This is a genomic window from Secundilactobacillus paracollinoides (assembly GCF_001702155.1).
In the GTDB taxonomy this organism is placed as follows: Bacteria; Bacillota; Bacilli; order Lactobacillales; family Lactobacillaceae; genus Secundilactobacillus; species Secundilactobacillus paracollinoides.
The window spans coordinates 1,143,739-1,170,017 of the sequence record NZ_CP014912.1 but is presented as its reverse complement, the minus strand read 5'-3'; the positions used below and the strand labels follow the sequence as shown (position 1 = coordinate 1,170,017).

Here is a 26,279-nt window from a genome sequence, read left to right as displayed (position 1 = left end):
AAAAAAAGAATGACTTAGTGCCAAAATAGCAGATTGTCATCCTTTTCAGTTCTATTTCGAAAATCGTTCCACCGGTTTCGCCGCCGGATGTGCGCCTAACCAGGCAATGATCTATTCGCCCAAACTAGTTACCATCGCCTGGGTAGCCTGCATCTGTTCCGGCGAAATTTCATTAACGTGCATCCCGCCAACGATCATCGCATTAGATTGCAAATGCGGTTGCAGCATTGTCGCTAACTGCTCAGTCAACACCCCTTCTTGGTGGTGATGACCGGGACGGCTGGGCATCGCAATGGTTGTCGGCGCTTCCTGCTGACTTACAGTGGTCACCACGCCATAGTGCGGCACGTCGCCGCCAATCAACTGAATCAGCAAGTCCTGACTCTGCCGGTCAACGATGGCCTGCATGGAAAAACCAGCTTGCGTAACTGAAAACGTGCGGGTCATTAGGCATTCCCCTCTCGTTTAGCAGCCGATTTAGCTTCGTTAAGACCCTGCCAACGTCCCTGAAAGTCGTTTTGAATATGCAGGTGATCCAGCAATTTCATGGTGTTGTGGTCGATCAAATCATCGATCGTTTTCGGATTATTATAGAAGGCTGGAATCGGTGGGATAATTTCCACGCCCATTCTTGCCAGCTTCAGCATATTTTCCAAATGGATCTGATTAAACGGGGATTCCCGCGGTACGATCAGCAGTGGTCGGCGCTCCTTCAGTGTCACATCCGCCGCTCGCGCAATCAAATTATCCGCTAGCCCCATTGAAATGGCCGCGACGGTCTTCATGCTGGCGGGAACGATGACCATGCCGTCATGCTGAAACGAACCGCTGGCAATCGTAGCACCTAAATTGCGGTCGTCTTCCACAACATCGGCTAATGCCTGCACGTCCTTGAGCGACCATTCTGGCGTTTCCACTGCTAGGTTCTCCTTGGCCCAGCGGCTCATGACCAGGTGCGTTTCAACGTCTGGCTGGGCGTGAAGTGCCTGTAGAAGACTAATGCCGTAGATAGTGCCGGATGCACCGGTGATGCCAACTACGATTCGTTTCATGTTTGATCATCCTTTCGGTGGTTGTTTTTTTGTAATGGGTAAGTGTTCAGAGGAGTGTTTTCTGTATTTAAAGTTCAGAGTTGATTGGCAACCGTGCCGAAACGTGTTCCAGGAGGCAAAGGGCTACTGCATAAGCTAACTCTGACAAAAATTCCAAGGGCAGTATTGCCGGTTTTTTGTCAGCCGAATGGGTATGGCTACTGACTTTCTTGGCAACTGTGCCGAAACGTGTTCCGCAAGGCACGGGGCTAACGTGTAACGGACTCTGGCCAAAAAGTCAGGCCCGGAATCACTGGTTTCTTCAACTGAATCGGTCTGGCTACGCCTTTCTTGGCAGCCGTGCCGAAACGTGTTCCGCAAGGCGCTTAGAGGGCTACTGCGTAAGCCAACTCTGGCAAAAATGCCAAGTTCAGGCATTTCTGCCAGAGTTAGCTTACGCTCCGCCCTCTAAGCGCCTTGCTCCACACTCTACTCCAAATACTCCCTCCAATCAGGCATCTCCTTAAACGGTGCCCGCTTAAACTTATCCTTCATATCAAACGGCACAGTCCCATCCAACACGAGCTTTGAACTCATGCCGCGAATTCGGATTCTTGCCGGGTCGTATTCTGGTAATTCTGACGGATCCAGTGGGTGATTGCGCATGCCTTCCAGCACCATGATATCCTTATCAGCTTGGAAGCGCGTGTTAATGGTCCACATCACATCATTCCAATCAAAAATATCTACGTCCTCATCGACCAAAATCACGGTTTTGAGTTCCTTAAATGCTGAGAAAGCTAAGATTGCAGCCTGGCGTTGAATCCCTTCATCCGCCTCGTCTTCCTTGTGGATCTGCATGATGGTCATGAGCTTCCCGTCACCAGCTGGCGCGTTGTACACGTTCTTCACCTTACCCGGAATAGCACGGTCGACCAGGTTCAAAATGGAGGCTTCGGTTGGAATGCCTGCCATCGACACGTGTTCTTCGGACGGGCCAATCACCGTTTGCACGATTGGGTTGTCCTTCCTGTGCGTCACTGCCTTGATCTTGACCACGTTCACGGCCGGATTAGCGGTACCGTTATAGCCGGGAAACTCTGGCATGGCGAACCCAGTATTGGTGTTGATGTCCTCTTGCATGTGAGTGTTAGGTAAAATTTCGCCCTCAATGATCCACTCAGAACGGGCAATCCCCAACTGGTTCACAGCAACGCCATCGACCAGCTGAACGGGTTCATCACGCAACGCACCGGCGACCTGTAATTCGTTATAGCCGAGTGGGGTTGTCGGCGGCTCGAACGTCGCGCCAATGGTAATGGCGGGATCCAGCCCGATGTTGATCGTAATCGGCATCGGTTCGTTCTTTGCTTCGTATTCCTTCAAGAAAGCACCCAAATGACGACCACCAGGCATGATGTACATCCCAATAGTGTCCTTGTCTTCCAGCACCATCCGGTGAATCGTCACGTCGCTTTCCTGGTTGTCAGGACTAGAACCGTAGACCACCCCAACGGTGATGTAGGGGCCAGCGTCAACCGGGGTGTTGGTTGGTGCCGCGAGGAATTTACGAATATCAAAGTCCGGATCAGTTGCCTTGTGCACGACTTCTTGGGCTGGGGCAGCGTCGTGGTCGACCTTGACCGGCTTAACGGGATGGGTCACTGCGTCGTTTAACAAATGACCCAGCGTCTTATAGTCGTGATGCAGGATCTTACCAACCCGCTTACGACTGGCCATTAGCCCGATCAGCACTCGGCTATCTGGGAATCCAGTGACGTTGTTAAACATCATCGCTGGCCCTTCCGTCGTTGGTCGTTGTACAGTCCCACCAGCGCCAATGTAGCGATAAACACCCGCCAGATCAGCATCCGGGTTAATTTCTTTATTCGTTTCATGGTACTGCGTCGGATCGGACTTGATCTCGGCCAGCACTTTTCTCAAATCATACGGTTCTTCACTCATGTCATGACCTCCATTTCTTGTTTACGAGTCCTATTATGCCGGGTCTTGGATGCGGAAACAATTCTTATTCAAAAAAGAACCATTCCATTATGGAATAATTCTTTGAATTGGTAGGCTTCATTGGAATGCCGAAAACTGTGCTCGCTGACAAGATCGTAGAACGGCCAACACAGCAACTCTCATTTAATATGGGTCTCCTGAACAAACTGCCAAAACAGATCGGCAGCCCGACTATGATGCAGTGGTGATCGCAGAAACGCCAGGTAGCTGACGCGTTGCGGGTCGAGGGGAACCGTGGTAATGGCGGGGTAGTCGGTGAGGTCAAGGGAGTGCTGCATCATGACGGAGAGCCCCATGCCGCGGCTGATCATGCCAAGAATGAGGTCGATGCGTTGACCCTTATAAATGATGTTGGGCGTGACCCCGGCAGCGTGGGCGGCGTCCATAACGGGCTGGTAGAGGTCGGTGGTCTCGTTTAAAAGTAAAAACGATTCCCCGCTCAAGTCTGCCATGGTCAAGGATGGCCGCTGCGCTAACGGACTGGTCTTAGGCAGTACGACCGCAAACTGGTCCTGCTCCTCCACCAGTTGTTCGTATGGACTGGCCGCCAGACTAAAGAGCCGCAGAAACACTACGTCACTGTGCCCATTATCCAGCGAGGTCAGCAGATTTTCGTTTTCCGCCTCAGCGAAATGCAGTGCCATCTCAGGATGCGCAGTATGAAACGCGGCAATCAAATTGAACGCCCGATACTGTGAAATCGACGGAATGCTGTGAATTGTCAGCGTGAGGTCGGCCGTTTGCTGGTACTGGCTCACGGTTTCGGTTAGCTGGTTGGCTTCGTGCAGTAACCGTTTCGCATTGGGTAAAATGGCGATCCCAACCTCGGTTAGCGTGACCTGCCGATGCGCGCGGGTGAACAGTTTGACGCCGAGTTCCTTTTCCAGTGACAAGATTTGCTTCGACACGGTCGCTTGCGAGCTGAACAGGTGCGCCGCCGTTTGGGTGTAGTTCAGCGTGGCTGCCAGATCAACAAACGCCTGAATCTTTTTAATATCCACCAGCTACTCGCCCCGCTTTCGACACCAGTAGCGGTCTTCCAGCGTGTCGATCATCGTGTAGTTAGCCGGCACCGCCAGTCGATTCTCCCGGTGGATGACAAAGCCTTCCTTGTCGTAAAACTTCAAGGCTTCCGTATTCGCCATCACGCACTTTAACGTGATCAACCCGCTGGCCTGTTGGCGCATCCCTTCAATCAGGGCGTGGCCAACCCCCTGCTTGCGACAGTTAGGGTCCACAAATAGCAAGTGAATGAAGTTCATTAACCGGTACAGACTGGCGAACCCCACCACCTGCCCGTCCAATTCAGCGACCAAGATGTATTCCCCAGTGGAATCGCGGTCAAAATCGGTCAGCGCCGGTTTTGCCACCCACGGAAACTGTGCCTGATCCATTTGATAGATCCAGGCCACTGTATCATGATCTTCCGTTTTCATTTCGCGAATGAATAGTGCCATTAAAATGACCTCCCTTTTTCAGTCCATCACGTGATCCAATTTGTGAAGAACACTGGTTAACGCCCTAAACAGTGGCGTTAACGTAAACATTATTTTTCTAAATTAAATAATCACTTATATAAACGATAATGAAAATAAAATGTAATTAATGGTTTCATTTATCACCTGTTCAAAAAGATGGTTAAAACAGGTGCAATTCCCCGTGGTTTGCGGTATAGTAATCACATACCAAATAACCTAATAACCAATCTATGTTCCCTTTACTGATCCGAAACGCTCGGACAATAAAGTGTTTTTCCGAAAGACAGCCATGCTAATCATGGGTGTCTTTTTTATTGTTTATACAAACTATAATTACCATCTAATTAGTTAAGAAACCCTTACCAAATCGCAACGCAATCTTTACACTTTTGTTGGAAAACAAACACCAGTTGGCATGCTATACTATTGGGTGACTTTTGATTAAGGTAAGAGTGTGAAGCAAGGCGGGTTAGGGGCGGTGTGTAACGGACTCTGGCCGAAAAGTCCGGGCCTGACTTTTTGGCCAGAGTCCGTTACACGTTAGCCCCGTGCAAAACACGTTTCGGCAATATAAAACTGAAGCGCGTCGCCAAGACTACTTTGTAACAAAAAGGGCTCCAATTCCGAACCTGACTTTTAGCCCAGAGTCCGTTACACGTTAGCCCCGTGCAAAACACGTTTCGGCAATATAACCGAGAACCAAAAACCATAGCCCATTGCACCCCAAATCCACAACTACCCCGCTCTTCCCATCATTATAAAGCGCCACTGCATCCACGGATAGTCAAACGCACGCCTATTAAGAGCTAAACAACCGCTATAAGTAACAAAACGTTACTTCATAATGGCCAGCTCATCCGCCATACCAGACAACTAGGTTACCACAATATAGAACAACCAGCAGTCGAGAGCGGATAATCTAGGAACTAGCTTTAACTGTCTTTAGATACTTAACACTTGCTTGAAGTCCGCTCAATTTGAGTGGCGTGGAGCGATTTTGCGCGGAGTAGTGGTGTCGATGGCACTTAATGGGCGAGGTCTTCGGCCATTTAGTGCCATGCGAGACGAATAAGATCCACTCGAGAGCCGCGCAGCGGAAATCGAGTTAGCTTATTCGCGAGCCACCACAACGGAGCGCAAAATCGTGGAACAGAACGGCCAATACAACAATACTTCAAAAATACAAAAACCCAATACTCGGAGGTTAGTCCTATTTTAAACCTGAAACTAAAACAACCAAAGACTTGGCTACTCATGCTGAGTTGTCTGGTGATGGTGTTTGCGCCAGCATTGCCGTCATTTGCTGCAAAAAAGAATACGAAAATGTCGAACTATAAAACCGTCAAGAGTGCCTATGTCATGGACGCAACAACGGGACAAACGCTCTACAGCGATAATGGTGACAAGGCGTTGCCGATTGCGAGTTTGTCGAAATTGATGACCCTCTACCTCACCACGAAGGCGATTCAGGATCACAAGATCAGCTGGAACGAAAAGGTTCCCGTCAGTAAAGAACTGATCAAGATGAGTAAAAACTACGCGCTGGGTACGTTTAAGATCAAGCGAAGCAAGGAGTACACCGTCAAACAGCTCTATCAAGCAGCACTGATTGCGTCATCGAATTCCTCAGCAATTGCCCTGGGCGAGTTAGTAGCTGGCGGTAATAATAGCAAGTTTATCAATGAAATGAACCAGCAGGCGAAAAAATGGGGCATTGACGCCACCTTTATCAGTGCGTCTGGGTTGGATAACACTGACCTGCGCCACTATGGCCTGCAGGTGGCGGGGACGTCAAAGAAGGCCCAAAATGAGGTCAGCGCAAAAGCCATTTCAATTGTAGCGCAAAAGCTCCTGAAGCTGGACGGCGGCATCACCCGGTGGAGTTCCCTGACGTCAAAAACTATCGGTAATCAGACGCTAACCAACGTCAACGCGTTGCTGAAGGGCGGCGCGTACTACCGCAGCAGTAATCACATCACTGGCCTGAAAAACGGTTATACGGAAACGGCCGGCCTGTGTCTGACCACGACCTACTATCGTGACGGCCACCTGCTGATTGCGACGGTGCTGGGCAGCGACACGATCTTCACCACGACAAACGGCCTGATCACTCATCTAGATAAGGTGTTGAACCACAAGGAAGTCACGCTGAAAACGCCGACTTACCACGTTAAAAATCATCAAGTCAAAACGACAACCAGCACCAAGAAGGTATTGGTCTGGTATCTCAAGAATAAGGATGCCAACAACGTGAGCGTTAAGGACACCCTCACCGCCAAAACGTTGCCGGTTAAAAAGGGCGCCACCGTTGCGACGACGAAATTCACCAATACCGGACTGCCAACCGCAACAAGTTTGACTCTGCAGGCGAAAAACAAGGTTGGTAGTGACAAGGCGACCCAGTCAAAAACGGCTAAGCAAGAATCATTAATGCAAAAGATTGCTGATTTCTTTGGCCATTTATTTTAATTTGAACGCAACAGACTTAAATTGTAAATCCGCTAATTAACTAATGAGGTGTCAGTCAAAACCAGAGTCTTGGTTTGGTTGGCACCTCTTTTTGCAGGTCATATGACGCCCCGCTCTCCAGTTCGTACACTAACTGAACTTTCCCGTGACCACCACAACTAAATGCGGTAAACTCAAGATAGCAGCTTTATGTAAGCGTTAACAAAGGAGGCACTATCATGACCCTCTCCATGATGAGCAAAACGCAGTTGCACCGCCGAAATCTGCAGGTGGTGCTGGCGTACATTTTTAATCACCAACCGGTTGCTCGAACGCAGATTGCAACCGACCTGAACGTGACGAAATCGACCATTTCCACCCTTTATAAGGAGTTGAAAGAGCGCGGGCTGGTTACCGAATCCGGCATTGGCGACCCGACCGAAATTGGCGGCCGCAAACCAGTTCTCGTGTCGTTGAATACGCGCTACGGCTACACGATAAATATCGACCTGGGCTACCCCAGCATGCTGATCATGCAAAATGATCTGGCGGGTGGTGTGGTGACAATCAAACCAGTGAACACGACTTACTTGCCCATCGAGTCGATCTTAAAACGGATCGATCAGCAGGTAGACTACGCGGCCAAAACAAACTGGACAACAAACGGCCTGCAGGGCATCAGCCTGGCCATTCACGGCCGCGTCGCAGACCGGTAAGTTATGGATTCGCCATTTCTGGACATGCATGACATCGACATTGCGGCTTATTTGCAAGACCGGTATCAGGTCCCGGTGACCATCGCCAACGAAGCAAACCTGGCAGCCGTGTACCACCGCGATTTCGATAATCGGGACAACCAGTTAAACAACCTAGTGCTCGTCAGCATCCAACGCGGGGTAAACACGGGACTGCTCCTTGACCACCATTTGTACCAGGGTGGGCAGGGCCGCGCAGGTGAACTGGGCCACGTGAGAGAAAACGGCCAACAACTGACCAGCACCAGCTCGGAAGCCACGATCATTAGCCATATCAGCAACGCCAAGGGTGAAAATCAGCTCTCATTGGCGGAGGTCAAAAAGTACCACCAGCATCGTGATAACACGACGGAGATGATCCTGACCGACTGGATCAATCAGTTGGCCCAGATTACCCTGAATCTGACATCACTGTACGACCCGGACGAAATCATGTACAAGTCCCCACTAATGGATGCGATCCCAGAACTTTTCGACCGTTTAAAGACAATCACCACGCAACTCTCCCCAATGCAGGAGACCCCAACCCCACTGAGTCTAGTGGCCCACACAAAGTATGCCTCACTGCTGGGTGGCTGCGCAATGGTGACACGAAAGATCTTGGACCTGGAGGACTTGGAACTTAACTTCACGCCAGTAAGAGAACGGGCGCTGGTATAACCGAGACGCTCACTAAGGCGTTATTAAACCAGCATGTTCAATAACTGAACGAACCAACCTGGAGTAACATCAAAAGCGCTCAATTAATTCCTAAGCACACTGTTGACACTTAATTCCCACCGCATCAATAGGTTACCAATTGGTCGAAAAACCGGCAGTCGAGAGCGGATAATCTAGGAACTAGGGTTAACGCGCTTTCGATTTTTAACCAAAAGAAACATCGCTCTTCTCAATAAGTGGCGTGGAGCGATTTTGCGCGGAGTAGTGGTGTCGATGGCACTTAATGGGCGAGGATTTCGGCCATTTAGTGCCATGCGAGACGATGAAGATCCATTCGAGAGCTGCGCAGCAGAAATCGAATTAGCTTCATCGCGAGCCACCACAACGGAGCGCAAAATCGCGGAACAGAACGGCAATCAAACGCAAGTCAAAACCCAAAACAAAAGAAGCCAGGAGCTCAACCCCGACTTCTTTTGGTGTGTGAAAAAATTGATAAACAGCCGTCATTCTAATGAACCAACAAAGCTTTAAAGATGTGAAGTGTTTAAATTTGGAACACTGTGATTAACGTCCGGTAACTGCGTGAGCCTCTTTTTTGACAGGCGCATCAAGTGGTAAGCCGAAGTCAACGACCATCCGGCCTTCGATCTTGCCGGCTTTCATTTCGTCGATGATGTCGTTGACGTCAGCTAATGGCCGGGTAGCAACGATTGGGTGGATGGCGCCTTCAGCAGCAAGCTGGAAGGCTTCGGCAAGATCCTGCCGAGTGCCGACAAGGGAGCCGGCAATTTGAATGCCGTCCAAAACGACTTTGACAATGGAGAGTTCCATGTTCCCTTTAGGCAGCCCAACAGCAACCACCCGAGCACCGGCACGGACTGACCCAACAGCTTGGTCAAAGGCAACTTGTGAAACGGCGGTCACAACTGCTGCGTGAGCCCCGCCGACCTTGTCTTGAATCCATTTGCCGGAGTCTTCTGTCCGTGAGTTAAAGGTCAGATCAGCGCCCATCTTCTTAGCAGAAGCCAACTTGTCATCGTTGATATCAACGGCGATAACGTGGGCTTTGAAGACGTTCTTAGCCCATTGAATGGCCAGGTTGCCTAAGCCGCCGACACCGTAAATCGCAACCCACTCGCCGGGGTGGATGCTGGCGGTCTTCAGGGCTTTGTAGGTGGTCACACCGGCACAGGTGATGGAACTAGCTTCGATTGGATCCAGGTCATCCGGAACCTTAACGGCGTAGTCAGCGTCAGCAATGACTTCTTCAGCCATGGCGCCATCCACGTTATAACCAGCGTTTTGAACGTCACGACAAAGTGTTTCACGACCAGTCAGGCAGTATTCACAGTGACCGCAGCCCTTGTAGAACCAGGCGATTGAAACGCGGTCGCCCTTCTTCAAATTCGTCACATCACTCCCGAGTTCGGTAACAATACCAACCCCTTCGTGACCAATGATCCGGCCAGGTACTTCACCAAAATCACCGTTTGCAACGTGAATATCAGTGTGACAAAGCCCACAGTACTCGGTTTTAACCAAGACTTCGTTGGGTTTGATTGGGCGTAACGTAACATCTTTAATATCAACATAACCATCTGAGTTGGAACGAACTACGGCTGCTTTCATAATCGTGATCCCTCGTTTTCTTCTTTTGAGTTTTATACTTGTTCTGTATCGCCTTAACACACCCACATTATGTGAAAATTCCTACAATAGCGCAATATTTTTTACCAAACTATTTTTAAAAACGAGTCGCCAAGTTAGTGAAATGCGGTGTTGAAAAATTAAGTTTCAATCTTAAAGCGCGTCCATGAAAGCATGCTAACACGCAATAATCATCATAAAATCCGGCCATAAACCTTTTAAAAATAAATTCAGCAACTCATTCGTTCGGTTAACATACTAAGGAAAAATACTTGTGTTTTAGGTAACAAAATTAGCCAATATTTCACTGGTTTTGACTAGTTAGTTGCAAAATAGGCAACATATGCTTCCATCTAGTCTGTTAAAAGCACCGTTTTTGACCAACATCGGCGCTAATGACCCGGCAAATTTTGTTTCATACCTAGTTTCCCATGGAAAACACCCCACTAGTTCAGTTACTGTACAAACCCATCCTGACAGGTGCGTTCTCTCATGTAACTCCCGATTATTTTTAACCATGTTTTAATCCTAAGTTCTCTGCTATACTATTTCCAAGAGAAAAAAGAGCAAGGAGCTGTGACATGAATACGATAAAAATCGGCCTCATTGGCCTAGGCACCGTCGGCACGGGCGTCCTTCAGATGGTGATGAACAACCAGGATAAGGTCTCTAACATTACGGGTCAAAACCTGAGTGTCAAAACGATCGTGGTCCACGACGTCAACAAGCCGCGTGACGTTGACACCGGCGATATCACGGTCACTGAAGACTTAAATGCGATCATCGACGACCCGGAAATTAAGATTGTCGTTGAGGTCATGGGCGGCGTTCACCCGGCCAAAGAGATCATTGCTAAGGTGCTCAACGCCAAGAAGCATGTGGTCACGGCCAACAAGGACCTGATTGCCTCCGCCGGCGAAGAACTGGCAGCCATCGCGCGCGAAAACCACTGCGATCTGATGTACGAAGCGAGTGTGGCGGGCGGGATCCCGATCCTGCGCACCATCGTCAACAGTTTCTCAGCCGACAACATCATTGAGGTCAAGGGGATCGTGAACGGGACCACCAACTACATCCTGACGCAGATGCAACAGCACCACTGGAAGTACGCCGACGCGCTGAAGAAGGCCCAGGAACTCGGGTTTGCGGAGTCCGACCCGACGAACGACGTGGCCGGTATCGACGCCGCCTACAAGATGATCATCCTGAGCCAGTTCTCGTTTGGCACCCACATCACCATGGACGATATGGCCGTGGAAGGGATTCAAAACATCCAGCTATCAGACGTGAAACAAGCCGCAGCGTTTGGCTACACCATTAAACTGCTGGGCATTGCGCGCCGCATCAATGGTGGCGTATTCGCCGAAGTTGGCCCCGTCCTGGTGCCACTCGATCATCCGTTAGCCACCATCAACAACGAAAATAACGCTGTGATGGTCACGGGTCAGGCCGTGGGTGACACCCTCTTTTACGGCCCCGGTGCCGGTGGGTTGCCCACTGCTAACAGTGTGTTGAGTGACATCGTTTCCGTCACCAAAAACATCGTCCTCAAGACCACCGGGAATTCGTTTAACAACTTCCAGGATCAAGTCAGTTCTGCCGCGGCCAGCGAAGTCGTTTACCCATACTACCTGGCGCTTAAGATGCCCGACGTCCCTGGCGAAATGCTGAAGGTCACCAAGATCATGACCGATATCAAGGCCAGCTTCAGCCAAATCATCCAAACCAAGAACCCAGACCAAACCGCCCGCGTCGTCATCATCACCCACGACATGTCCAAGGAACAACTCGCCCAACTCACTGAACGTCTGCGTCAAACGCAGACCATTGAGCTGCTGGCTGCTTATAAAGTGATGGACAAAGGGTAGTGTTTCTACTATATTAATGTGTTACTTTTGCCCCTAAGCGGTTGCTTAGGGGCTTTTTGTGTTGTCATTCCGTTCTGTTCCGCGATTTGGCCCGGCGTTGAAGTGGCTCGTGAATGAGCTAATTCGATTTCCGCTATGCGGCTCTCGAATGGATCTCATTCGCTCGCATGGTAGTAATCGACCAAAGAACGGTCGCCAACTACCATCGACACCACAACGCCGGGCCAAGTCGCTCCACGTCACTGACTGTCAGCTTACCCATTCAATAAACTGAGAATTAACCAAGAATTAACCCTAGTTTGTATAGAATCCGCCCTTGACTGCTTGTCATCCGCAATCGTAATAAGCTTTGAACGATGACGCCAGGCACTGTAGCGCTTTAATTGAAAACAGCCTTTATCTTTCTGTAAGTGTAAATAGAAATACCCGACGTTTGTCATGCGGACATCTTTCAATTCGGGTCTTTCCAATGTTTGGTGAATTCAATAGCACTGATATGTACGGCCACATAAGATACGTTGGGTCATCATTATGGGTCACTTAATCTACGTGTGAAGCATTGCTATCAAGGGACTTACTAGCAGTCGAGGGCGGATTCTCGTCGAACATGGGTTAACGCCATTACGATGCTTCACTAGTGGTAAAAAGTGAGCTCATCGTTAGTGGAATGGAACAATTTGGCACGGAGCTGTGGTGTCGACATCAGTTAGCGACCGTTCTTTGGTCGGTTACTGATGTGCGAGACGATGAAGATCCATTCGAGTGGCGCAAGGCGACAATCGAATTAGCTTCATCGCGAGCCACTACACGGAGTGCCAAATTGTGGAATGGAGCGACGTATCACCTGTTTGTGAACTGACCTAGTAGCCACCACAACGGAGCGCAAAATCGCGGAACAGAACGAACAAAACAGCAATCTCCCACCCAGAAAATATCACATATGTATATAAACTGAATATTCCATCATCCAGTAAGTATTTATTAGCTAAAGTCACACTAAATTCATCATAATCCACCAGTTAAATGAGAATAACATAAGACTTACTGATTGAAAATGCATAAACAAGACGTCAGCAAAGACCAAAAGTCGAAGAATACCAACCTCACAGGGATTCATAGTGGTATTAATTCCGACTGTATAACGTCTATTAATCCAAATTTCACACGAAAATAAGAAGTAAAAACCGAACTAACCTGAATAAATTATCAGAATTATTAGCAAAACCCATTGTAATCCCGTTAAGATTAGAATATCATTAGAATATATTTCCAAAAGTGTCACTAAATTCAAAAATTGAGACTGTTAAGTAAAAGTAGGTGTTCTGAATGCAAAACCCAACTTCACATGAGAAGCTGATGTATGACCCGCGCTTTGAGCATGATGCGTGTGGGATGGGGTTTATTACCCAGGTCGATGGCCGTGCGAGTCACGACCTCGTTGAAAAAGCGCTGACGATGCTGCGGCGGATGAACCACCGTGGCGGGACGGGTGCGGAACCGGACACCGGTGATGGTGCCGGGATCCTGATGGCGATGCCGGACCCCTTCTTTAGACAGCAAATGAAACAGGCTGGTCTCGCACTGCCTGATAAGGGTGACTACGCGGTGGGGCAATTCTTCCTGCCGCACGATGCCCAGGCGCGCGACATTATGCTAAAAGCCGTCACGCAAAAGATCAGCGACGCCGGGTTCCAAGTCCTCTGGACGCGCAACGTACCGTTTGTGTACGAAAACTGTGGTCCGACTGCCCAACAGACGATGCCCAGTTTCATCCAAATTATCATCCAGCGCCCATATGACAGCGCGGCAGGCCGACCGTTTGAAGACCGCCTCTATCATTTGCGACGGCAACTGGAAAAGACCTATGATCCAGAAGCGCTGGCGATCTGTTCCCTCTCCAGCCGGACCATCGTGTATAAGGGCATGCTGCACGCTTACCAAGTGGGTCTGTTTTACCCGGACCTGCACGACGAGACCATGGCCAGTTGTATTTGTCTGATCCATTCGCGGTTCTCGACCAACACGTTTCCGAGCTGGAACCGCGCGCAACCGTTCCGCTTTCTTGCCCACAACGGTGAAATTAACACGTTGAAGGGTGCCGAAAACTGGATGACTAGCCACGGTATCGAAATTTATGACGAGGACGATTCGGACTCTGCCAAACTCGAAAACTGCATGGAGTACCTCTACCGCCACGGCCGCGATATTCCGCAGGCACTCATGATGATGATTCCCGAAGCCTGGGGACCAGACGCAAAGTTGCCGAAACAGCAGCGCGCGTTTGACGAATACAACGCCACCTTCATGGCGCCGTGGGACGGGCCGGCCGCCCTGTGCTTCACCGACGGCATCCAAGTCGGCGCCTTTTTGGACCGGAACGGGCTGCGGCCATCGCGCTACACCCTGACCAAGGATAACCTCCTGGTCGTTGCCTCTGAATCCGGCGTGGTCGACATTGCCCCCGGCGACATTGCGGATAAGGGGATCTTGGCACCGGCAGAAATGCTGCTGGTGGATACCAGTACCGGCAAGTTGTATAAAACAGACGCCCTTAAAAAGAAATACGCCAATGCGCACCCGTACCAGCAGTGGTTAACAGGGAACCGGTTGGCACTCGAGTCGCTACCAGATGTGAAGGCCGACAACACGATGAGTGCGACCGACCTGGACCACCTGTGGCGTCGGTATGGGTACACTTACGAAGCGATCAAGACAGCCATCATGCCAATGGCCGAAAACGGCAGTGATCCCACCGTCGCTATGGGTTTTGACTCGCCGCTTGCGGTGTTGAGTCACAAGGCTGAATCCCTGTTTACCTATTTTAAACAGTCCTTCGCCCAGGTCACGAACCCGCCGATCGACCCCCTGCGTGAGCAGGTCGTCATTAGTACCACGCTGTTTCTCGGGCGCGATACCGACATCACTAAGGACGCTGCCGAGAACTGTCAAAAACTCAAAATTGAAACGCCGTTACTTAACGATCAGGATTTCGCGAAACTCACGACCCTGGACCTGCCAGAGTTGAAGGTCGCCACCCTCTCTCTGGCCTACGACATTACCGACCGGCCAAACCGGTTGGCGCACGCGTTAGACGACCTGTTCAAGCAGGCCGAAAACGCCATTGATAACGGCGCCACCATTCTGATTTTATCTGACCAGCACGCCCAAAAAGGACAACTGACGATTCCGATCCTGCTAGCAGTCGCCGGGTTGCACAACGACCTGGTGCGTCAGGGTAAGGGTACCGATGCGTCCATCGTGGCGGACACCGGTGAAGCGTGTGAGATCCACCACTTCGCCTGCCTCGTGGGCTACGGTGCCGCTGCCATTCACCCCTACGGCGCCTTCGCAACGTTGAAGGAACGCGGGCTGGGTGATCAGATCGACACTTACTGTGATGCCGGCACCAAGGGCATCATCAAGATCATGAGCCGAATGGGCATCTCGACGGTTGCCGGGTATCAGGGCGCCCAGCTGTTTGAAGCAGTTGGGCTCGCTGACGACGTGGTCAACCAGTACTTTACCGGGACCCCAAGTCGGTTAGGCGGCATCTCACTCGACCAGATCGAGACCGAGACCAAACGCCACTACGACGACATCTACAGCAGCAAGGCCATTGACGACCTGCCCTCAGGCGGGAGCTTCCAATTTAAGGAAGACGGCGAGGCGCACCTGTACAACCCGATGGCTATCTACCGGTTCCAAAAGGCCGTCCGCTCAGGCGACTACGACGAATACAAGACCTACGCAAAAACAATGGCTCAAGATTCACTAGATAACCCCGTTACCCTGCGATCCATGTGGCAGATCGACCAAGCCGGCAACAAGGCCGTGCCGATCAGCGAGGTCGAACCCGTCAGTGCCATCGTCAAACGGTTCAAGTCTGGTGCCATGAGTTTCGGGGCCCTTTCTGAAGAAGCCCACGAAACGATTGCGATCGCCATGAACCGGCTGGGCGCCCGCAGTAACTCTGGTGAGGGTGGCGAGAACCGCAACCGGTTTAAGATCGGCGCCGACGGTGAGAACCGTAACAGTAAGATCAAACAGGTCCCAACAGCGCGGTTCGGTGTGAATACCGAATACCTGATGAGTGCCGAAGAAATTCAAATTAAAATGGCCCAGGGGGCTAAGCCTGGTGAGGGTGGTCAACTGCCTGCCAAAAAAGCCTACCCATGGGTCGCAAGTATCCGGGGCTCGATTGCCGGCGTGCAGCTGATCTCCCCGCCGCCGCACCATGATATCTACTCCATCGAAGACCTGGCGCAGCTAATTTACGACCTCAAGCAGGTCAACCCTTACGCCAAGATCAACGTGAAGCTCGTTTCTTCCACTGGAGTCGGCACAATTGCGACCGGGGTGGTCAAAGCAGGTGCGAACACCGTGGTTATCGCCGGGTACGACGGCGGGACCGGGGCCGCACCGCGTAACTCCACTCGTGATTGCGGGTTACCGTGGGAAATGGGTCTTGCTGACGCCCACCAGACGCTGGCAATGAACAACCTGCGGCAACGGACCACGCTGGAAGTTGACGGGAAACTCATGACTGGTCGCGACATCGCCGTGGCCATCATGTTGGGCGCTGAGGAATTCAGCTTTGCTACCCTGACCATGGTCTCGATCGGCTGTGTTATGATGCGCAAATGCAACCTCAACACCTGCCCCGTCGGTATCACCACCCAGAACCCCGACCTGCGTCGACTCTACGCCGGCAAGCCGGAATACGTGGAAAACATGATGCGCTTCCTCGCACAGGATCTGCGGGAAACGATGGCCAAACTCGGCTACCGGACCGTGAACCAAATGGTGGGTCACGGCGAACACCTGACACCACGCTACGTGCCAGCTGGTAAGGCCAAGACGCTGAACTACGACCGGCTGATTCAAAAGACCATCCCGATCGAACGCAAGGTCACCGATCCGTTCAAGCCGAAGTACGATTGGCCTGATCTGGACCAGTTTGCCGAAACGAGTTTGCAGGCCGACACCGAAACAGCGGTTGACCTGCCGATTGATAACACGCAACGTGCTGTTGGGGCCCGTATGGGCGGCTGGATCGCCAGTCACTTCGGTAACGACGGCCTTAAACCTGGCCGCATGAAAGTTAGCTACAAAGGCACTGCCGGTCAGTCCTTCGGCGCCTTTATCACCCAGGGACAGGAACTCAAACTCACTGGTGAAGCCAACGACTACGCCGGTAAAGGTCTCTCTGGTGGTCGCTTGATCGTTGCAGCGCCCAAACAAGCGCAGGCGCTCTACGCCCACTCCCCCATTATCGGAAACGTGGCCTGCTTTGGGGCCACCAGTGGTGAAGCCTACTTCAACGGCCGCGCTGGTGAACGGTTTGCCGTTCGAAACTCCGGTGCCAAGGTCGTGGTTGAAGGTATCGGCAACAACGGTTGTGAGTACATGACAGGCGGCGTTGCCGTCATCCTTGGCCGGACGGGGCGGAACTTCGCTGCCGGTATGTCTGGCGGAGTTGCTTACGTCTACGACTGGACCCATGATTTCAAATCCCAGTGCAACCAGGATCTCGTCGACCTCTACAAACTCGGTGAATCCGACGATGATAGCGACTTAAAGGATCTCATTTCACGGCACTACTACTTCACGAACTCGGCTCAGGCCAAGCAGATCCTCGATGACTGGGACAACCAGAAGCAAAACTTCGTCAAGGTCTACCCACGCGACTTCCACAAGATGCGTGACCTGATCGCCAAGTACCAAAAAGCCGGCATCCCAGAAGACCAAGTTGTGTCAAAGGCCTTCTTCGCTGCCACGAACGACCAGCAATAGGAGGCTAAAACATGGCAGATCCAAATGGTTTTTTAAAATACGATCGTAAAGACGACCCCATGCGGCCTATTTCTGAACGTATCAAGGACTTTAACATCATGGAACTGGACCTCGACGACGCTGACCGCCGCCAGCAGGCCGCCCGTTGCATGAACTGCGGGATCCCGTTTTGTCACCACGGGCTCTTCTACGCCGGTAACCGGGCCGTCAGCGGCTGTCCCAACGACAACCTGATTCCCGAATGGAACGACATGGTCTACGAAAACGAGGACAAGCGCGCCTTCGAACGGCTCACGCGGACTAATTACCTGCCTGACATGACCGGACGGGTGTGCCCGGCCCCCTGCGAAGTTGCCTGTGTTCAGGCACTGAACGGCCCCGGCATCACCATCCGCAACAACGAAAAATTCATCATCGAAAAAGCCTTCGAAAACGGCTGGGTGGTGGACTCCGGCAAACCTAACAACCGCACCGGCAAGAAAATTGCCGTGATCGGCAGCGGTCCCGCCGGTATTTCCGCTGCCTGGCGACTAAACCAGCTCGGTCACTCCGTTACCATTTTTGAGCGTGACGATCGGTTTGGCGGCTTCCTGATGTATGGCATTCCCAACATGAAGTTGCCGAAGGAAGTGGTTGACCGCCGCTTCGACGCCCTGAAACAAATTGGTGTCAAGCTGGTCGCTAACACCGAGATTGGCAAGGACATTTCGGCTGACGACCTGAAACAGGACTTTGACAGGGTCATCATCTGTACGGGTGCCCGCCAAGCGCGGGAGCTCAACGTTCCTGGTCGCGACCTCGACGGTGTGCACCAGGCTGCCGAATACCTGAAGACGACGACGCAGCACGTCCTGAAAAATGGCACTCGCGCTACCACGGAACTCCAGGGCAAGCACGTCCTCGTCCTCGGAGGCGGCGATACAGGAAACGACTGTATCGGTACCGTCATCCGTCAGGGCGCAGCCGGCATCACCCAGCTAGAGATCAACCCCGCGCTGCCAGACGAGCGTACCGCGCAGAACCAGTGGCCTGAGTGGCCGATGGTCAAAAAGCACGGTTACGGTCAGCTGGAAGCCCAGTCGTTGTTTGGCGACGTCACCAGCTACTCGGCAACAGCCACGCAAGTGTTCGGCAAGAACGGCCACGTTACCGCAGCAGAGATCAGCGAGGTGGGGCCGGACTTCAAACCGATCAAAGGCACCGAAAAACGCATCAATGTTGACCTGATCCTCCTCGCCATGGGCTTCACAGGCGCAGAACAGTGGTTATTTGACGCGTTCAACATCACCGAGTGCCACGACGATTACACAACCAACGACAGCCAGATCTACGTCGCAGGCGATTGTCGCCGCGGTCCAAGCCTCGTGATCTGGGGCGTCTATGAAGGCCGAACCTGTGCTGAAAAGGTCGATGCATCCTTGAAGATGGCATCGGTGGCTGTGGACTGAGCCTTATGTCTCCAAAAAAGAGACTAGCAACCTCTATTGGCTTGCTGGTCTCTTTTACTGTGCCGTTTATTTGTCGGTAAGAGTCTAAAGTAATTGTAATGCACACCGTTGTTTCACGTGAAACTTTTAGTGCCAGATTGAGCCTATGGATATCCGATTCACCTATGGTTGTATTTTGCCTGGGTGTATACTTTGGACAACCAATTTAAATTAGAGGACAGCATCACGTTTTATAAAAAAGCAGTCATCAGAACAGTTTCAGTAATTGTCACACTTTTAGCTGGCATATCTGTGGCGACAACCGTTCAAGCTAAATCCTACTCATGGTCATCAACATCTGACGGACAGCGTGTCGAAACATATTACACTAAACCAACGCAAAAAAACGCCTACATCTGGAACACCACACATACCAAACATACCCACAATCTCAAGAACTATGGCAGTACTATTTGGCGTGTTAACAGAGCGACGACGCACACATCTTAAAACGGCAGTAGCATATACTATACCATCCAATCCGCTTCTAACAGTAAGGTAAACGGTCTTGTATGGAGCGGTTATCTATACCGGCCAATCGCAAAATCTCCTTACATGTTTAATAGCGACACAGCGTACACTAATTATCTTAAGACGGCCAGCACCCAGCGCCTGACGCGAGCCATCCTCAAGCTTTTCCCCAACACGCCAGTTAGCGTCAGCTTGTTCAGATCGTTTGACAACGTTACTGCAACAAAACCATTCGCAAACACTAGTTACACGGATTTCGTCAATATTTCAAGCTTAAATCGAACCGACACATCATCTAACTTCAACCGTAGTATTGGTGCTTATCTCAACAGCACTGCGCTAAAACCGGTCAGTTCACGCGTCGCAACTGTCGAAAAGATACTCGATGAAAACGGCTATACTGCTTCTAAACGGGCATCAATGTCTAACGACGTGATTGGTATCCAAATCGCTGATGATGTCGTTTACGAAACAAGCGATAAAGACAATGAAAACGTGATGTACTCTGGGTTAAAACTCTCGTAATACCCTAATAGTAGTATTGGAGAAAGCTTGAACTACCACATTACGATAGCAAAGGCTAAATAATTAGCCGTCATATTCTCCATTGTTTCGTCAAATTAAACCCATTAAAAAGAGACTGTCCACAACTGGATAGTCTCTTTTAATGATCAAACTACTTTAAATTAACATTAACTCAAGCGCACCTTGAGTTATAGCAACCAGTTAAATTAATCAGAAACGCTTGAACCATAATAATAAGAGACTATAATGAACAATATTAAACTACAATTTACCTTTTTGGGGGAGACAACATGAAACCAATCAAATTAGCCCTTGCTGTGACAATCGCTCTTGTAGGAATCGGCACTCCAGGCATTAAAAAAGCTAACGCAATTAGCTACACTATTACTCATACTGAATATTATCAGACACGTCCAATTTATCATGCCGCTAATAAATCGCAAAGCGCCTATGTATGGAATAAAGCACATACAAAAAAGATCCATAATTTAAAAAATTACCCCAATACCAATTGGAATGCGACTGCCGCTATCACACTTAAACATAATGGTAAAAGTGCACTTTACTACGCTGTTATTGCTTCAACGCCTAACAATAAAACCAATGTTGAAGGCTACGTATGGCATGGCTATTTAACTAAGGGATATAACAAAAACTATGCCGTTTGGAACAACCTCGCACTGCAAGGATTCACTTCGACTTCCGATTATCAATCCTATATTAACCAGTCAAGCTCCCAGCAACTAACCAGAGATGTTTTAAAGCTTTTCCCAAATAGCTCGCTATCCCTATCACTTTCAAACTATGTTGAAAACCGTGATATGTTAGCAGATGATTCCGTTACATTTAATAAAAGCTATAGTAATGCAGTGATTCCAAGTAAGGCTAACAACTATTTTTATCACAGTTATAAGGACACCCGTTCAACTACAACACGCCTACAAGAAATTGAGACGGCTCTAAACGCAGAAGGCTACAATGCCACAAAACGAGCATCACTTAAAGGATACCAAATTGGGATTTATTATGTTGATAAGTACTATGGTGATACAGATGATACTGGTCTTGGTATTATCCTTGCAAAACCAACCAACTAGTCATTGAGTCCCTTGGAACATTAATGGCTGTATTCAAAAAGCCTCCAACTTGGGAGGCTTTTTAAATACAATTAACTAAAAATAGATTTAGGAACCGTATAAATATAGTTATCTGAAACTGAATCCCCTGTATAATGTGCAACGGCAAAGTAGATATCGTCACCTTTTAGCTGAATACCCTCAGTTTCAGTAACACCGACAGTACCATCAGATATCGTCTGAACTTCATTGGAGGTGAACTCCCAAAGCGATTTTTGAATTTTTGTTTCCTGTGTTTTACTACCGCTTGTAAAGTACATTGCACGCCCATCTGAAAATTCTAACCCTTGAATTGATTCGTTAGCAACTTCTCCATAGGCATGAAATTTGTTTAAAGGCGCATACGCCAAAACAGTACCAGTTACATCTTGAAACGACGTAAATTTCTGACCGGCAGCTTTGTTCGTATCTAAGATATCATTCAAAGCCTCATTATCATAAATTGTATAATTACCGATTCGAGGAGAGGCATCATTGATGGAGAGAACTAACAACTCAAGCTTTTTACTTGGTGTATCTGTGTCGCTTGATAAAGCTGCTTCAAACCGAGTAAGATTACCAGACGATGAGCCATCGTAATTGGCACGGATAACAGATGATAATCTTGTTGCGTCTGTATAGTTATAGTCATTAGGCTCAGTCTTAGATGGATCGTACGTAATTCAAGCAAGTTGAGTTGCCCAATAAGTTGTATCATTTTCACTTATTAAGGTTTGTTCACCCTTAGTACCAATCCAGAAGTAAGAAATTCCTTTATGACTGAACCACTGTAGCGTTTCACTATGCCCAAAGTTCGTCAGATACATATCATCAATACGTGCCCCAGTCATATCACATCGCGTTAAAATGGCATCGGTGTCAATACGCTGTAATGCGTAAATATACGTAGTTCCCACATAAAATGTTTGAACTGCATTTGTATATCGCAGTCCACTAAACGTCACAAATTTTGTTGCTGTCACGGCCATAATTATTACCTCTATTCATTATTTTGTATAATCACCGGCGATTACAATCTCAATACTAATATCATTCATATTTCCTATGTTTCCATTTTATTTCCGAGATATTAAAGTAATAATTTACTTCGAAACAGTTGCCGGCTAACGCTGATAAATCAGCGTTAGCCGGCAACTGTTTTTTAAAATTAGATTTTCCCCTTAAGCGTTAATGTTTTAAAAACACTATTAAGTTACTGCTTATTATTACAAATGCAGAAAAAAATTCGAAATATTTCAAAGACTATTTGTATTATTATGTAATCGTTAAATGGTTTTTATTTAATGAATATATAATAAATCATTGAACACAGTGTCTTATGTATTGAATGCTAAGGGTGAGATTAATATCATCCGATTACGAAAAGTTACAGTAAGTTTAGGAGACTTTCTGTTACAAGACTCTAACATATTCAATTTTCAGGGGAGAAAAATAGCTATGAAACTCAAGAAAATATCACAATAGCTATTATGCAATGCACCATCAGCGCAAGTACGGTCCTCAATCCGTTACAGTCACATGCTAGCGCCTATAAAACACTTAAAACGACATACACACATCCAGAGTATTCGTCACAATTGCTGGTCCATGCTTCAAGCTTTAGCAAATCCATCTACGTTTGGAATCTAAACCATACAAAAGTTCGCTATAACTTAAAAAACTATCCAGCCACAACATACTCTGTTAATGCCATTACAACCTTCAGTCATAATGGCCAAAAATCTGTTTATTATCATATCTATCCAATTTCTCCAGAAAAAGATACTAAGTTAGCTGGTGGATATGTATGGCATAAGTACCTTACAAACGGGCACAATCCGAATTACAAGCTGATCAATAACGAAGATATTATGCACTTTGGAAATTCAACAGAGTATCAAACCTATATCAAAAAATCGCCATCTCAGGCACTAACTAGAAAGATACTTGCCTTATTCCCCAACAGTACTGTCTCTCTTGATTTAAGTCTGGCATCATTAAAGTACAACAAAAACACTTATAACATCACCAATATCCAATCGATAAAACGGATTAATTCATTAGATACGTATCTCAATACGAAAAACACGTCATCCAATGCCCAAAGGTACACAAAAATCAAAGCTTATTTAGCAGCTAATGGCTATACCACTAGTGTACGGAACCAAAAACTCGTCATCGGTATTTACATTAACAACTTCACGTTTCACTCCTGGGCAGATGGCATGATGGAACAAGGATTCATAACCGGTATTGAAAAGTAATTAGCCGTCATATCACCCATTATTTAATCGAATTAAACTAATTAAAAGAGACTGTCCACAAACATATGGACAGTCTCTTTTAATGATCAAACTACTTTAAATTAACGTTTACCCAAGCATACCCTGGGTCATTATTGCCAGTTGAATTAATGCAAATTGTATTCAACCTAAGACTAGTCTCACCCTGCTTAGTCACCGTCTTCTTCGAATGCAGTAACAATTCAAATTTCTCAGACTTATGCGGACCAAGAAAATCTGTATAAGTGCCATTAGTTTTAATGTTGAACATCTTTGGACTTAAACTGGTTGCTTGTGAAAAAGCAAAATGGTTTGGTTCGGCATTACTAACCGGGTACAATCGTGCGACGTAATTTGTGACAATACCGTCAAATGCACTGATTGCCCCAAAACGGTAATACCCATTATCAGTATTATTATAGGCAGTTCCCGTTATCTTGGCCCAAGTCGGATAGTTAGAATGTTTTTTGGACACTTGATAAAGATAAACATTATTGATCTTTAGCTTATAGTTGGTGTCAAACGTAAATGTCTTTTTTACTGAATAACTTTTCTTGCTGGTGTACGTCTTATGTAATTTTTTTGGTTGGTTATTCTGATAATAATTGAAGTAGGCCGCATGTGCACTGACGCTATTAGTAATTAGGCCAATTCCAAATAGCGCAACCATTACTGCAATGATTCTGATTTTTCTACCAATTGTATGACTCATAATGGACACTCCCTCTTTGATTGAAACTAGTATAACACAGATTTTGCTATGTTAAATATCTAGATATGCGGACAAAGTCTCAGGCTGAATTTTTTTAAACACATAAAAAATACCCGGATTATGTACCAAAGAGAAAATCCAAAAGGTGTTTTGGTAGTTACCTATGTTAAAATTCAGTTATAGAGAAGGGATGACACGTATGAAAAAGACACTTATTGCCGAGCTTGCTTTCGCAAGTTTGGTCTTATACTTAGGATTCACAACGCAAAACGTTTCAGCCAGTACTGCCTACCGAACAGTTACAACAAAAAGCTATGCCAAATCAACCCCGGCCTATCATGTTAAAAACGCAACTAAGAGTGTCTACATGTGGAACAGCACACTGACGAAGAAACTTCATAACTTAAAAAACTATCCACGAACAACTTGGTACGTAAAAAAAGCGTTAAATTAACTAATGGTAAAAAAACCGGAATTTTCTACTATATCCAAAATAAAAGTAACTCAGTTAGCGGATACGTTTGGCGCAACTACTTAACCAAAGGTGCCTACAAGTCATCAGCAACTCCAACAAGGGCGTCACTGTCTGAAGCAGAAATTGTAAAGCAGGTCATGAATGTATTACCAGGTACAGTATATGATGCTAGTCTTCAAAAAATTGCTGATAGCAACATTGCTCATGATGGCGACGTCTATGCAAATATGCAAGAAGCGCTACCCAAGAACGAGCAGTCAAACTTTGCGATGCTTGGCTTTGATTACTTTGATAATGCAACGTTATTATCGGAATTAAAGGCTGGCAAGATCTCATATGATGCTTATTCAAAACAACTGTTAACTGAGAACTTAACCGCACAGTTGAAAGATAAGGGCCAAGTATTCTACTCACTCATTAAGGGAAAAACAATTAACGACTTTTCTGGATGGCACATTGCGGTATCAGCCTATCCTTCTACTTCAAAGTACTTTGGGTCTGCGCTGGTATTGTTACTTAAACCCACAGCTTAATGGGATTAGAACAAATGAGCCAATTGGCCTGTCAGATTCAAGCTTATAAGAGTGCGAATCAGACAGCAGTAAACTAAATTTTCTCACAAAAATAACGTCATCTGATATTGACCGTAAGTTTAGTCAATATCCGATGACGTTATTTAACTTAATTTGCTGGAATCGCTAACTGAAGTCCAAATTCAACCTCGTCGACATCCACCAGCCTTGTACAATAGTAAATCCCAATCTTATAATTACTCATCGCATCCCGCTTGGCTTGCGTATAACCTGCATCATTCAACGCTTGTTCAATTGCTGCAGCTCGTTGATTGGTAGAGAGGTTCGTGTACTTTGTTGGATCAAAATAAGTATTGACGCTCGGCAACGAAATGGTGTCCGTAAACGCGTTACTATAATATTTTGAATCAACCAGATTCTCACTCAGATCGATGGACACTTTTGAATTCGGAAACATCGCGAGTACCTTTCGTGTCAGCGCTTGTGAAGGAGATTTTTGAATGTAGTTTGCGTAGTCTGTATCCGAGACAAAGTCATGGTTACCTGGTATTACAAATAAATTATTCCAAACGGCGTAATTCTGGTTATACCCTTTGGTGAGGTACCCTCGCCAGATACGGCCGTTAACTGGCGTATGATACCGCTTATTAGGTGATGCTGCTGTAACGTAGTAGTAAACCGCGTCCTTGCGGACAATTTCACTCTTAGTCAGCGTCCAAATAGAGTTGGGATAGTTTTTGATATTGTGCAGTTTCTTTGTGTGTGTCTTATTCCAAAGGTAAGCATTTTGCGTTTTATTCTTGGCATGAAATTTTGGAGCGTGTGAATAATACTTTGTCTTGATGATTTGATACGAACTGGCGCTGGCTTTTGTTTGGATTGTGTTAACAGCCACCGTCATCGTTGCCAGAATACCTGCTATTGTGGCAAGATATTTTATTGTTTTGTGCATGATTGACCCTCCTGATTTAAAG

Annotated in this window: 22 protein-coding genes; 12 read left to right on the top strand and 10 right to left on the bottom strand. The window is 47.8% G+C overall.

What is annotated here, in order from left to right:
- Positions 1-111: 111 nt before the first annotated feature.
- The 5 genes from lpdD to AYR61_RS04915 form a co-directional block, all read right to left on the bottom strand.
- Complete coding sequence (gene lpdD / locus AYR61_RS04935) at positions 112-447, bottom strand: prenylated flavin chaperone LpdD (protein WP_065901941.1); 336 nt, start codon at positions 445-447, stop codon at positions 112-114.
- Entirely contained in the window at positions 447-1,052 is a 606-nt protein-coding gene (locus AYR61_RS04930; protein ID WP_065901940.1) for a UbiX family flavin prenyltransferase, read from the bottom strand. Before AYR61_RS04930 ends, lpdD begins: the two co-directional genes overlap by 1 nt.
- Before the next feature lie 468 nt (positions 1,053-1,520).
- Positions 1,521-2,996 (bottom strand): UbiD family decarboxylase, encoded by a 1,476-nt coding sequence (locus AYR61_RS04925; RefSeq protein ID WP_065901938.1) that lies wholly within the window; start codon positions 2,994-2,996, stop codon positions 1,521-1,523.
- A gap of 179 nt (positions 2,997-3,175) precedes the next feature.
- Positions 3,176-4,057 carry a LysR family transcriptional regulator gene (locus tag AYR61_RS04920; protein ID WP_083215485.1) on the bottom strand — a complete coding sequence of 294 codons (882 nt, stop codon included), beginning with the start codon at positions 4,055-4,057 and terminating at the stop codon, positions 3,176-3,178.
- A gap of 3 nt (positions 4,058-4,060) precedes the next feature.
- Complete coding sequence (locus tag AYR61_RS04915; RefSeq protein WP_056987281.1) at positions 4,061-4,513, bottom strand: GNAT family N-acetyltransferase; 453 nt, start codon at positions 4,511-4,513, stop codon at positions 4,061-4,063.
- A gap of 1,344 nt (positions 4,514-5,857) precedes the next feature.
- Between AYR61_RS04915 and AYR61_RS04910 the strand changes: the two genes are divergently transcribed.
- From AYR61_RS04910 to AYR61_RS04895, 4 genes are all read left to right on the top strand, one after another.
- Positions 5,858-7,003: a D-alanyl-D-alanine carboxypeptidase family protein gene (locus AYR61_RS04910; RefSeq protein ID WP_191982284.1), complete on the top strand. Its 1,146-nt coding sequence runs from the start codon at positions 5,858-5,860 to the stop codon at positions 7,001-7,003.
- Between the two features lie 218 nt (positions 7,004-7,221).
- Positions 7,222-7,698, top strand: a complete 477-nt coding sequence (locus AYR61_RS04905; RefSeq protein ID WP_065901932.1) for a helix-turn-helix domain-containing protein — start codon at positions 7,222-7,224, stop codon at positions 7,696-7,698.
- A 3-nt stretch (positions 7,699-7,701) separates the two neighbouring features.
- Positions 7,702-8,397, top strand: coding sequence for an ROK family protein (locus tag AYR61_RS04900; protein ID WP_065901930.1), 696 nt, complete (start codon positions 7,702-7,704; stop codon positions 8,395-8,397).
- A gap of 273 nt (positions 8,398-8,670) precedes the next feature.
- Positions 8,671-8,928: a hypothetical protein gene (locus AYR61_RS04895; protein ID WP_065901928.1), complete on the top strand. Its 258-nt coding sequence runs from the start codon at positions 8,671-8,673 to the stop codon at positions 8,926-8,928.
- A gap of 33 nt (positions 8,929-8,961) precedes the next feature.
- On the opposite strand, the gene adhP is transcribed toward AYR61_RS04895, so the two are convergent.
- The gene (gene adhP / locus AYR61_RS04890; protein ID WP_054709326.1) at positions 8,962-10,026 is read right to left on the bottom strand and encodes an alcohol dehydrogenase AdhP; all 1,065 of its coding nucleotides are present in this window, start codon (positions 10,024-10,026) and stop codon (positions 8,962-8,964) included.
- Positions 10,027-10,625: 599 nt separating this feature from the next.
- On the opposite strand from adhP, the gene AYR61_RS04885 reads away from it, so the two are divergent.
- From AYR61_RS04885 to AYR61_RS04860, 5 genes are all read left to right on the top strand, one after another.
- Positions 10,626-11,912, top strand: a complete 1,287-nt coding sequence (locus tag AYR61_RS04885) for a homoserine dehydrogenase (RefSeq protein WP_056987279.1) — start codon at positions 10,626-10,628, stop codon at positions 11,910-11,912.
- 1,326 nt (positions 11,913-13,238) lie between these two features.
- The gene (gene gltB / locus AYR61_RS04880; protein ID WP_065901926.1) at positions 13,239-17,705 is read left to right on the top strand and encodes a glutamate synthase large subunit; all 4,467 of its coding nucleotides are present in this window, start codon (positions 13,239-13,241) and stop codon (positions 17,703-17,705) included.
- 11 nt (positions 17,706-17,716) lie between these two features.
- A complete protein-coding gene (locus AYR61_RS04875) occupies positions 17,717-19,153 on the top strand; it encodes a glutamate synthase subunit beta (protein ID WP_065901924.1) in 1,437 nt (478 codons plus the stop codon).
- Between the two features lie 594 nt (positions 19,154-19,747).
- Positions 19,748-20,188, top strand: a complete 441-nt coding sequence (locus AYR61_RS04865; protein ID WP_065901922.1) for a hypothetical protein — start codon at positions 19,748-19,750, stop codon at positions 20,186-20,188.
- Between the two features lie 290 nt (positions 20,189-20,478).
- Entirely contained in the window at positions 20,479-21,285 is an 807-nt protein-coding gene (locus AYR61_RS04860; RefSeq protein WP_065901920.1) for a hypothetical protein, read from the top strand.
- 71 nt (positions 21,286-21,356) lie between these two features.
- On the opposite strand, the gene AYR61_RS15860 is transcribed toward AYR61_RS04860, so the two are convergent.
- Positions 21,357-21,749: a hypothetical protein gene (locus tag AYR61_RS15860; RefSeq protein WP_065901918.1), complete on the bottom strand. Its 393-nt coding sequence runs from the start codon at positions 21,747-21,749 to the stop codon at positions 21,357-21,359.
- A gap of 237 nt (positions 21,750-21,986) precedes the next feature.
- On the bottom strand, positions 21,987-22,292 hold the full coding sequence (locus tag AYR61_RS15770) for a helveticin J family class III bacteriocin (protein ID WP_054709312.1): 306 nt from the start codon (positions 22,290-22,292) through the stop codon (positions 21,987-21,989).
- Between the two features lie 501 nt (positions 22,293-22,793).
- Between AYR61_RS15770 and AYR61_RS04845 the strand changes: the two genes are divergently transcribed.
- On the top strand, positions 22,794-23,567 hold the full coding sequence (locus tag AYR61_RS04845; protein WP_156652801.1) for a hypothetical protein: 774 nt from the start codon (positions 22,794-22,796) through the stop codon (positions 23,565-23,567).
- A gap of 91 nt (positions 23,568-23,658) precedes the next feature.
- Here AYR61_RS04845 and AYR61_RS04840 read toward each other — a convergent pair whose 3' ends face one another.
- The gene (locus AYR61_RS04840; RefSeq protein WP_054712525.1) at positions 23,659-24,297 is read right to left on the bottom strand and encodes a hypothetical protein; all 639 of its coding nucleotides are present in this window, start codon (positions 24,295-24,297) and stop codon (positions 23,659-23,661) included.
- Between the two features lie 199 nt (positions 24,298-24,496).
- Between AYR61_RS04840 and AYR61_RS04835 the strand changes: the two genes are divergently transcribed.
- Both AYR61_RS04835 and AYR61_RS04830 read left to right on the top strand, forming a co-directional pair.
- Positions 24,497-24,751, top strand: coding sequence for a hypothetical protein (locus AYR61_RS04835; RefSeq protein WP_054712522.1), 255 nt, complete (start codon positions 24,497-24,499; stop codon positions 24,749-24,751).
- 158 nt (positions 24,752-24,909) lie between these two features.
- Positions 24,910-25,305 (top strand): hypothetical protein, encoded by a 396-nt coding sequence (locus AYR61_RS04830; protein ID WP_156652803.1) that lies wholly within the window; start codon positions 24,910-24,912, stop codon positions 25,303-25,305.
- 148 nt (positions 25,306-25,453) lie between these two features.
- On the opposite strand, the gene AYR61_RS04825 is transcribed toward AYR61_RS04830, so the two are convergent.
- Positions 25,454-26,257, bottom strand: a complete 804-nt coding sequence (locus AYR61_RS04825; protein ID WP_054712517.1) for a hypothetical protein — start codon at positions 26,255-26,257, stop codon at positions 25,454-25,456.
- Between the last annotated feature and the right edge of the window lie 22 nt (positions 26,258-26,279).

Excerpts from the sequence above, each read along its gene's own strand:
- lpdD (WP_065901941.1), bottom strand. The coding sequence starts at position 447 with ATGACCCGCACGTTTTCAGTTACGCAAGCTGGTTTTTCCATGCAGGCC.
- AYR61_RS04930 (WP_065901940.1), bottom strand. The coding sequence starts at position 1,052 with ATGAAACGAATCGTAGTTGGCATCACCGGTGCATCCGGCACTATCTAC.
- AYR61_RS04925 (WP_065901938.1), bottom strand. The coding sequence starts at position 2,996 with ATGAGTGAAGAACCGTATGATTTGAGAAAAGTGCTGGCCGAGATCAAG.
- AYR61_RS04915 (WP_056987281.1), bottom strand. The coding sequence starts at position 4,513 with ATGGCACTATTCATTCGCGAAATGAAAACGGAAGATCATGATACAGTG.
- AYR61_RS04910 (WP_191982284.1), top strand. The coding sequence starts at position 5,858 with ATGTCGAACTATAAAACCGTCAAGAGTGCCTATGTCATGGACGCAACA.
- AYR61_RS04905 (WP_065901932.1), top strand. The coding sequence starts at position 7,222 with ATGACCCTCTCCATGATGAGCAAAACGCAGTTGCACCGCCGAAATCTG.
- AYR61_RS04900 (WP_065901930.1), top strand. The coding sequence starts at position 7,702 with ATGGATTCGCCATTTCTGGACATGCATGACATCGACATTGCGGCTTAT.
- AYR61_RS04895 (WP_065901928.1), top strand. The coding sequence starts at position 8,671 with ATGGCACTTAATGGGCGAGGATTTCGGCCATTTAGTGCCATGCGAGAC.
- adhP (WP_054709326.1), bottom strand. The coding sequence starts at position 10,026 with ATGAAAGCAGCCGTAGTTCGTTCCAACTCAGATGGTTATGTTGATATT.
- AYR61_RS04885 (WP_056987279.1), top strand. The coding sequence starts at position 10,626 with ATGAATACGATAAAAATCGGCCTCATTGGCCTAGGCACCGTCGGCACG.
- gltB (WP_065901926.1), top strand. The coding sequence starts at position 13,239 with ATGCAAAACCCAACTTCACATGAGAAGCTGATGTATGACCCGCGCTTT.
- AYR61_RS04875 (WP_065901924.1), top strand. The coding sequence starts at position 17,717 with ATGGCAGATCCAAATGGTTTTTTAAAATACGATCGTAAAGACGACCCC.
- AYR61_RS04865 (WP_065901922.1), top strand. The coding sequence starts at position 19,748 with ATGTTTAATAGCGACACAGCGTACACTAATTATCTTAAGACGGCCAGC.
- AYR61_RS04860 (WP_065901920.1), top strand. The coding sequence starts at position 20,479 with ATGAAACCAATCAAATTAGCCCTTGCTGTGACAATCGCTCTTGTAGGA.
- AYR61_RS15770 (WP_054709312.1), bottom strand. The coding sequence starts at position 22,292 with ATGGCCGTGACAGCAACAAAATTTGTGACGTTTAGTGGACTGCGATAT.
- AYR61_RS04845 (WP_156652801.1), top strand. The coding sequence starts at position 22,794 with ATGCAATGCACCATCAGCGCAAGTACGGTCCTCAATCCGTTACAGTCA.
- AYR61_RS04840 (WP_054712525.1), bottom strand. The coding sequence starts at position 24,297 with ATGAGTCATACAATTGGTAGAAAAATCAGAATCATTGCAGTAATGGTT.
- AYR61_RS04835 (WP_054712522.1), top strand. The coding sequence starts at position 24,497 with ATGAAAAAGACACTTATTGCCGAGCTTGCTTTCGCAAGTTTGGTCTTA.
- AYR61_RS04830 (WP_156652803.1), top strand. The coding sequence starts at position 24,910 with ATGAATGTATTACCAGGTACAGTATATGATGCTAGTCTTCAAAAAATT.
- AYR61_RS04825 (WP_054712517.1), bottom strand. The coding sequence starts at position 26,257 with ATGCACAAAACAATAAAATATCTTGCCACAATAGCAGGTATTCTGGCA.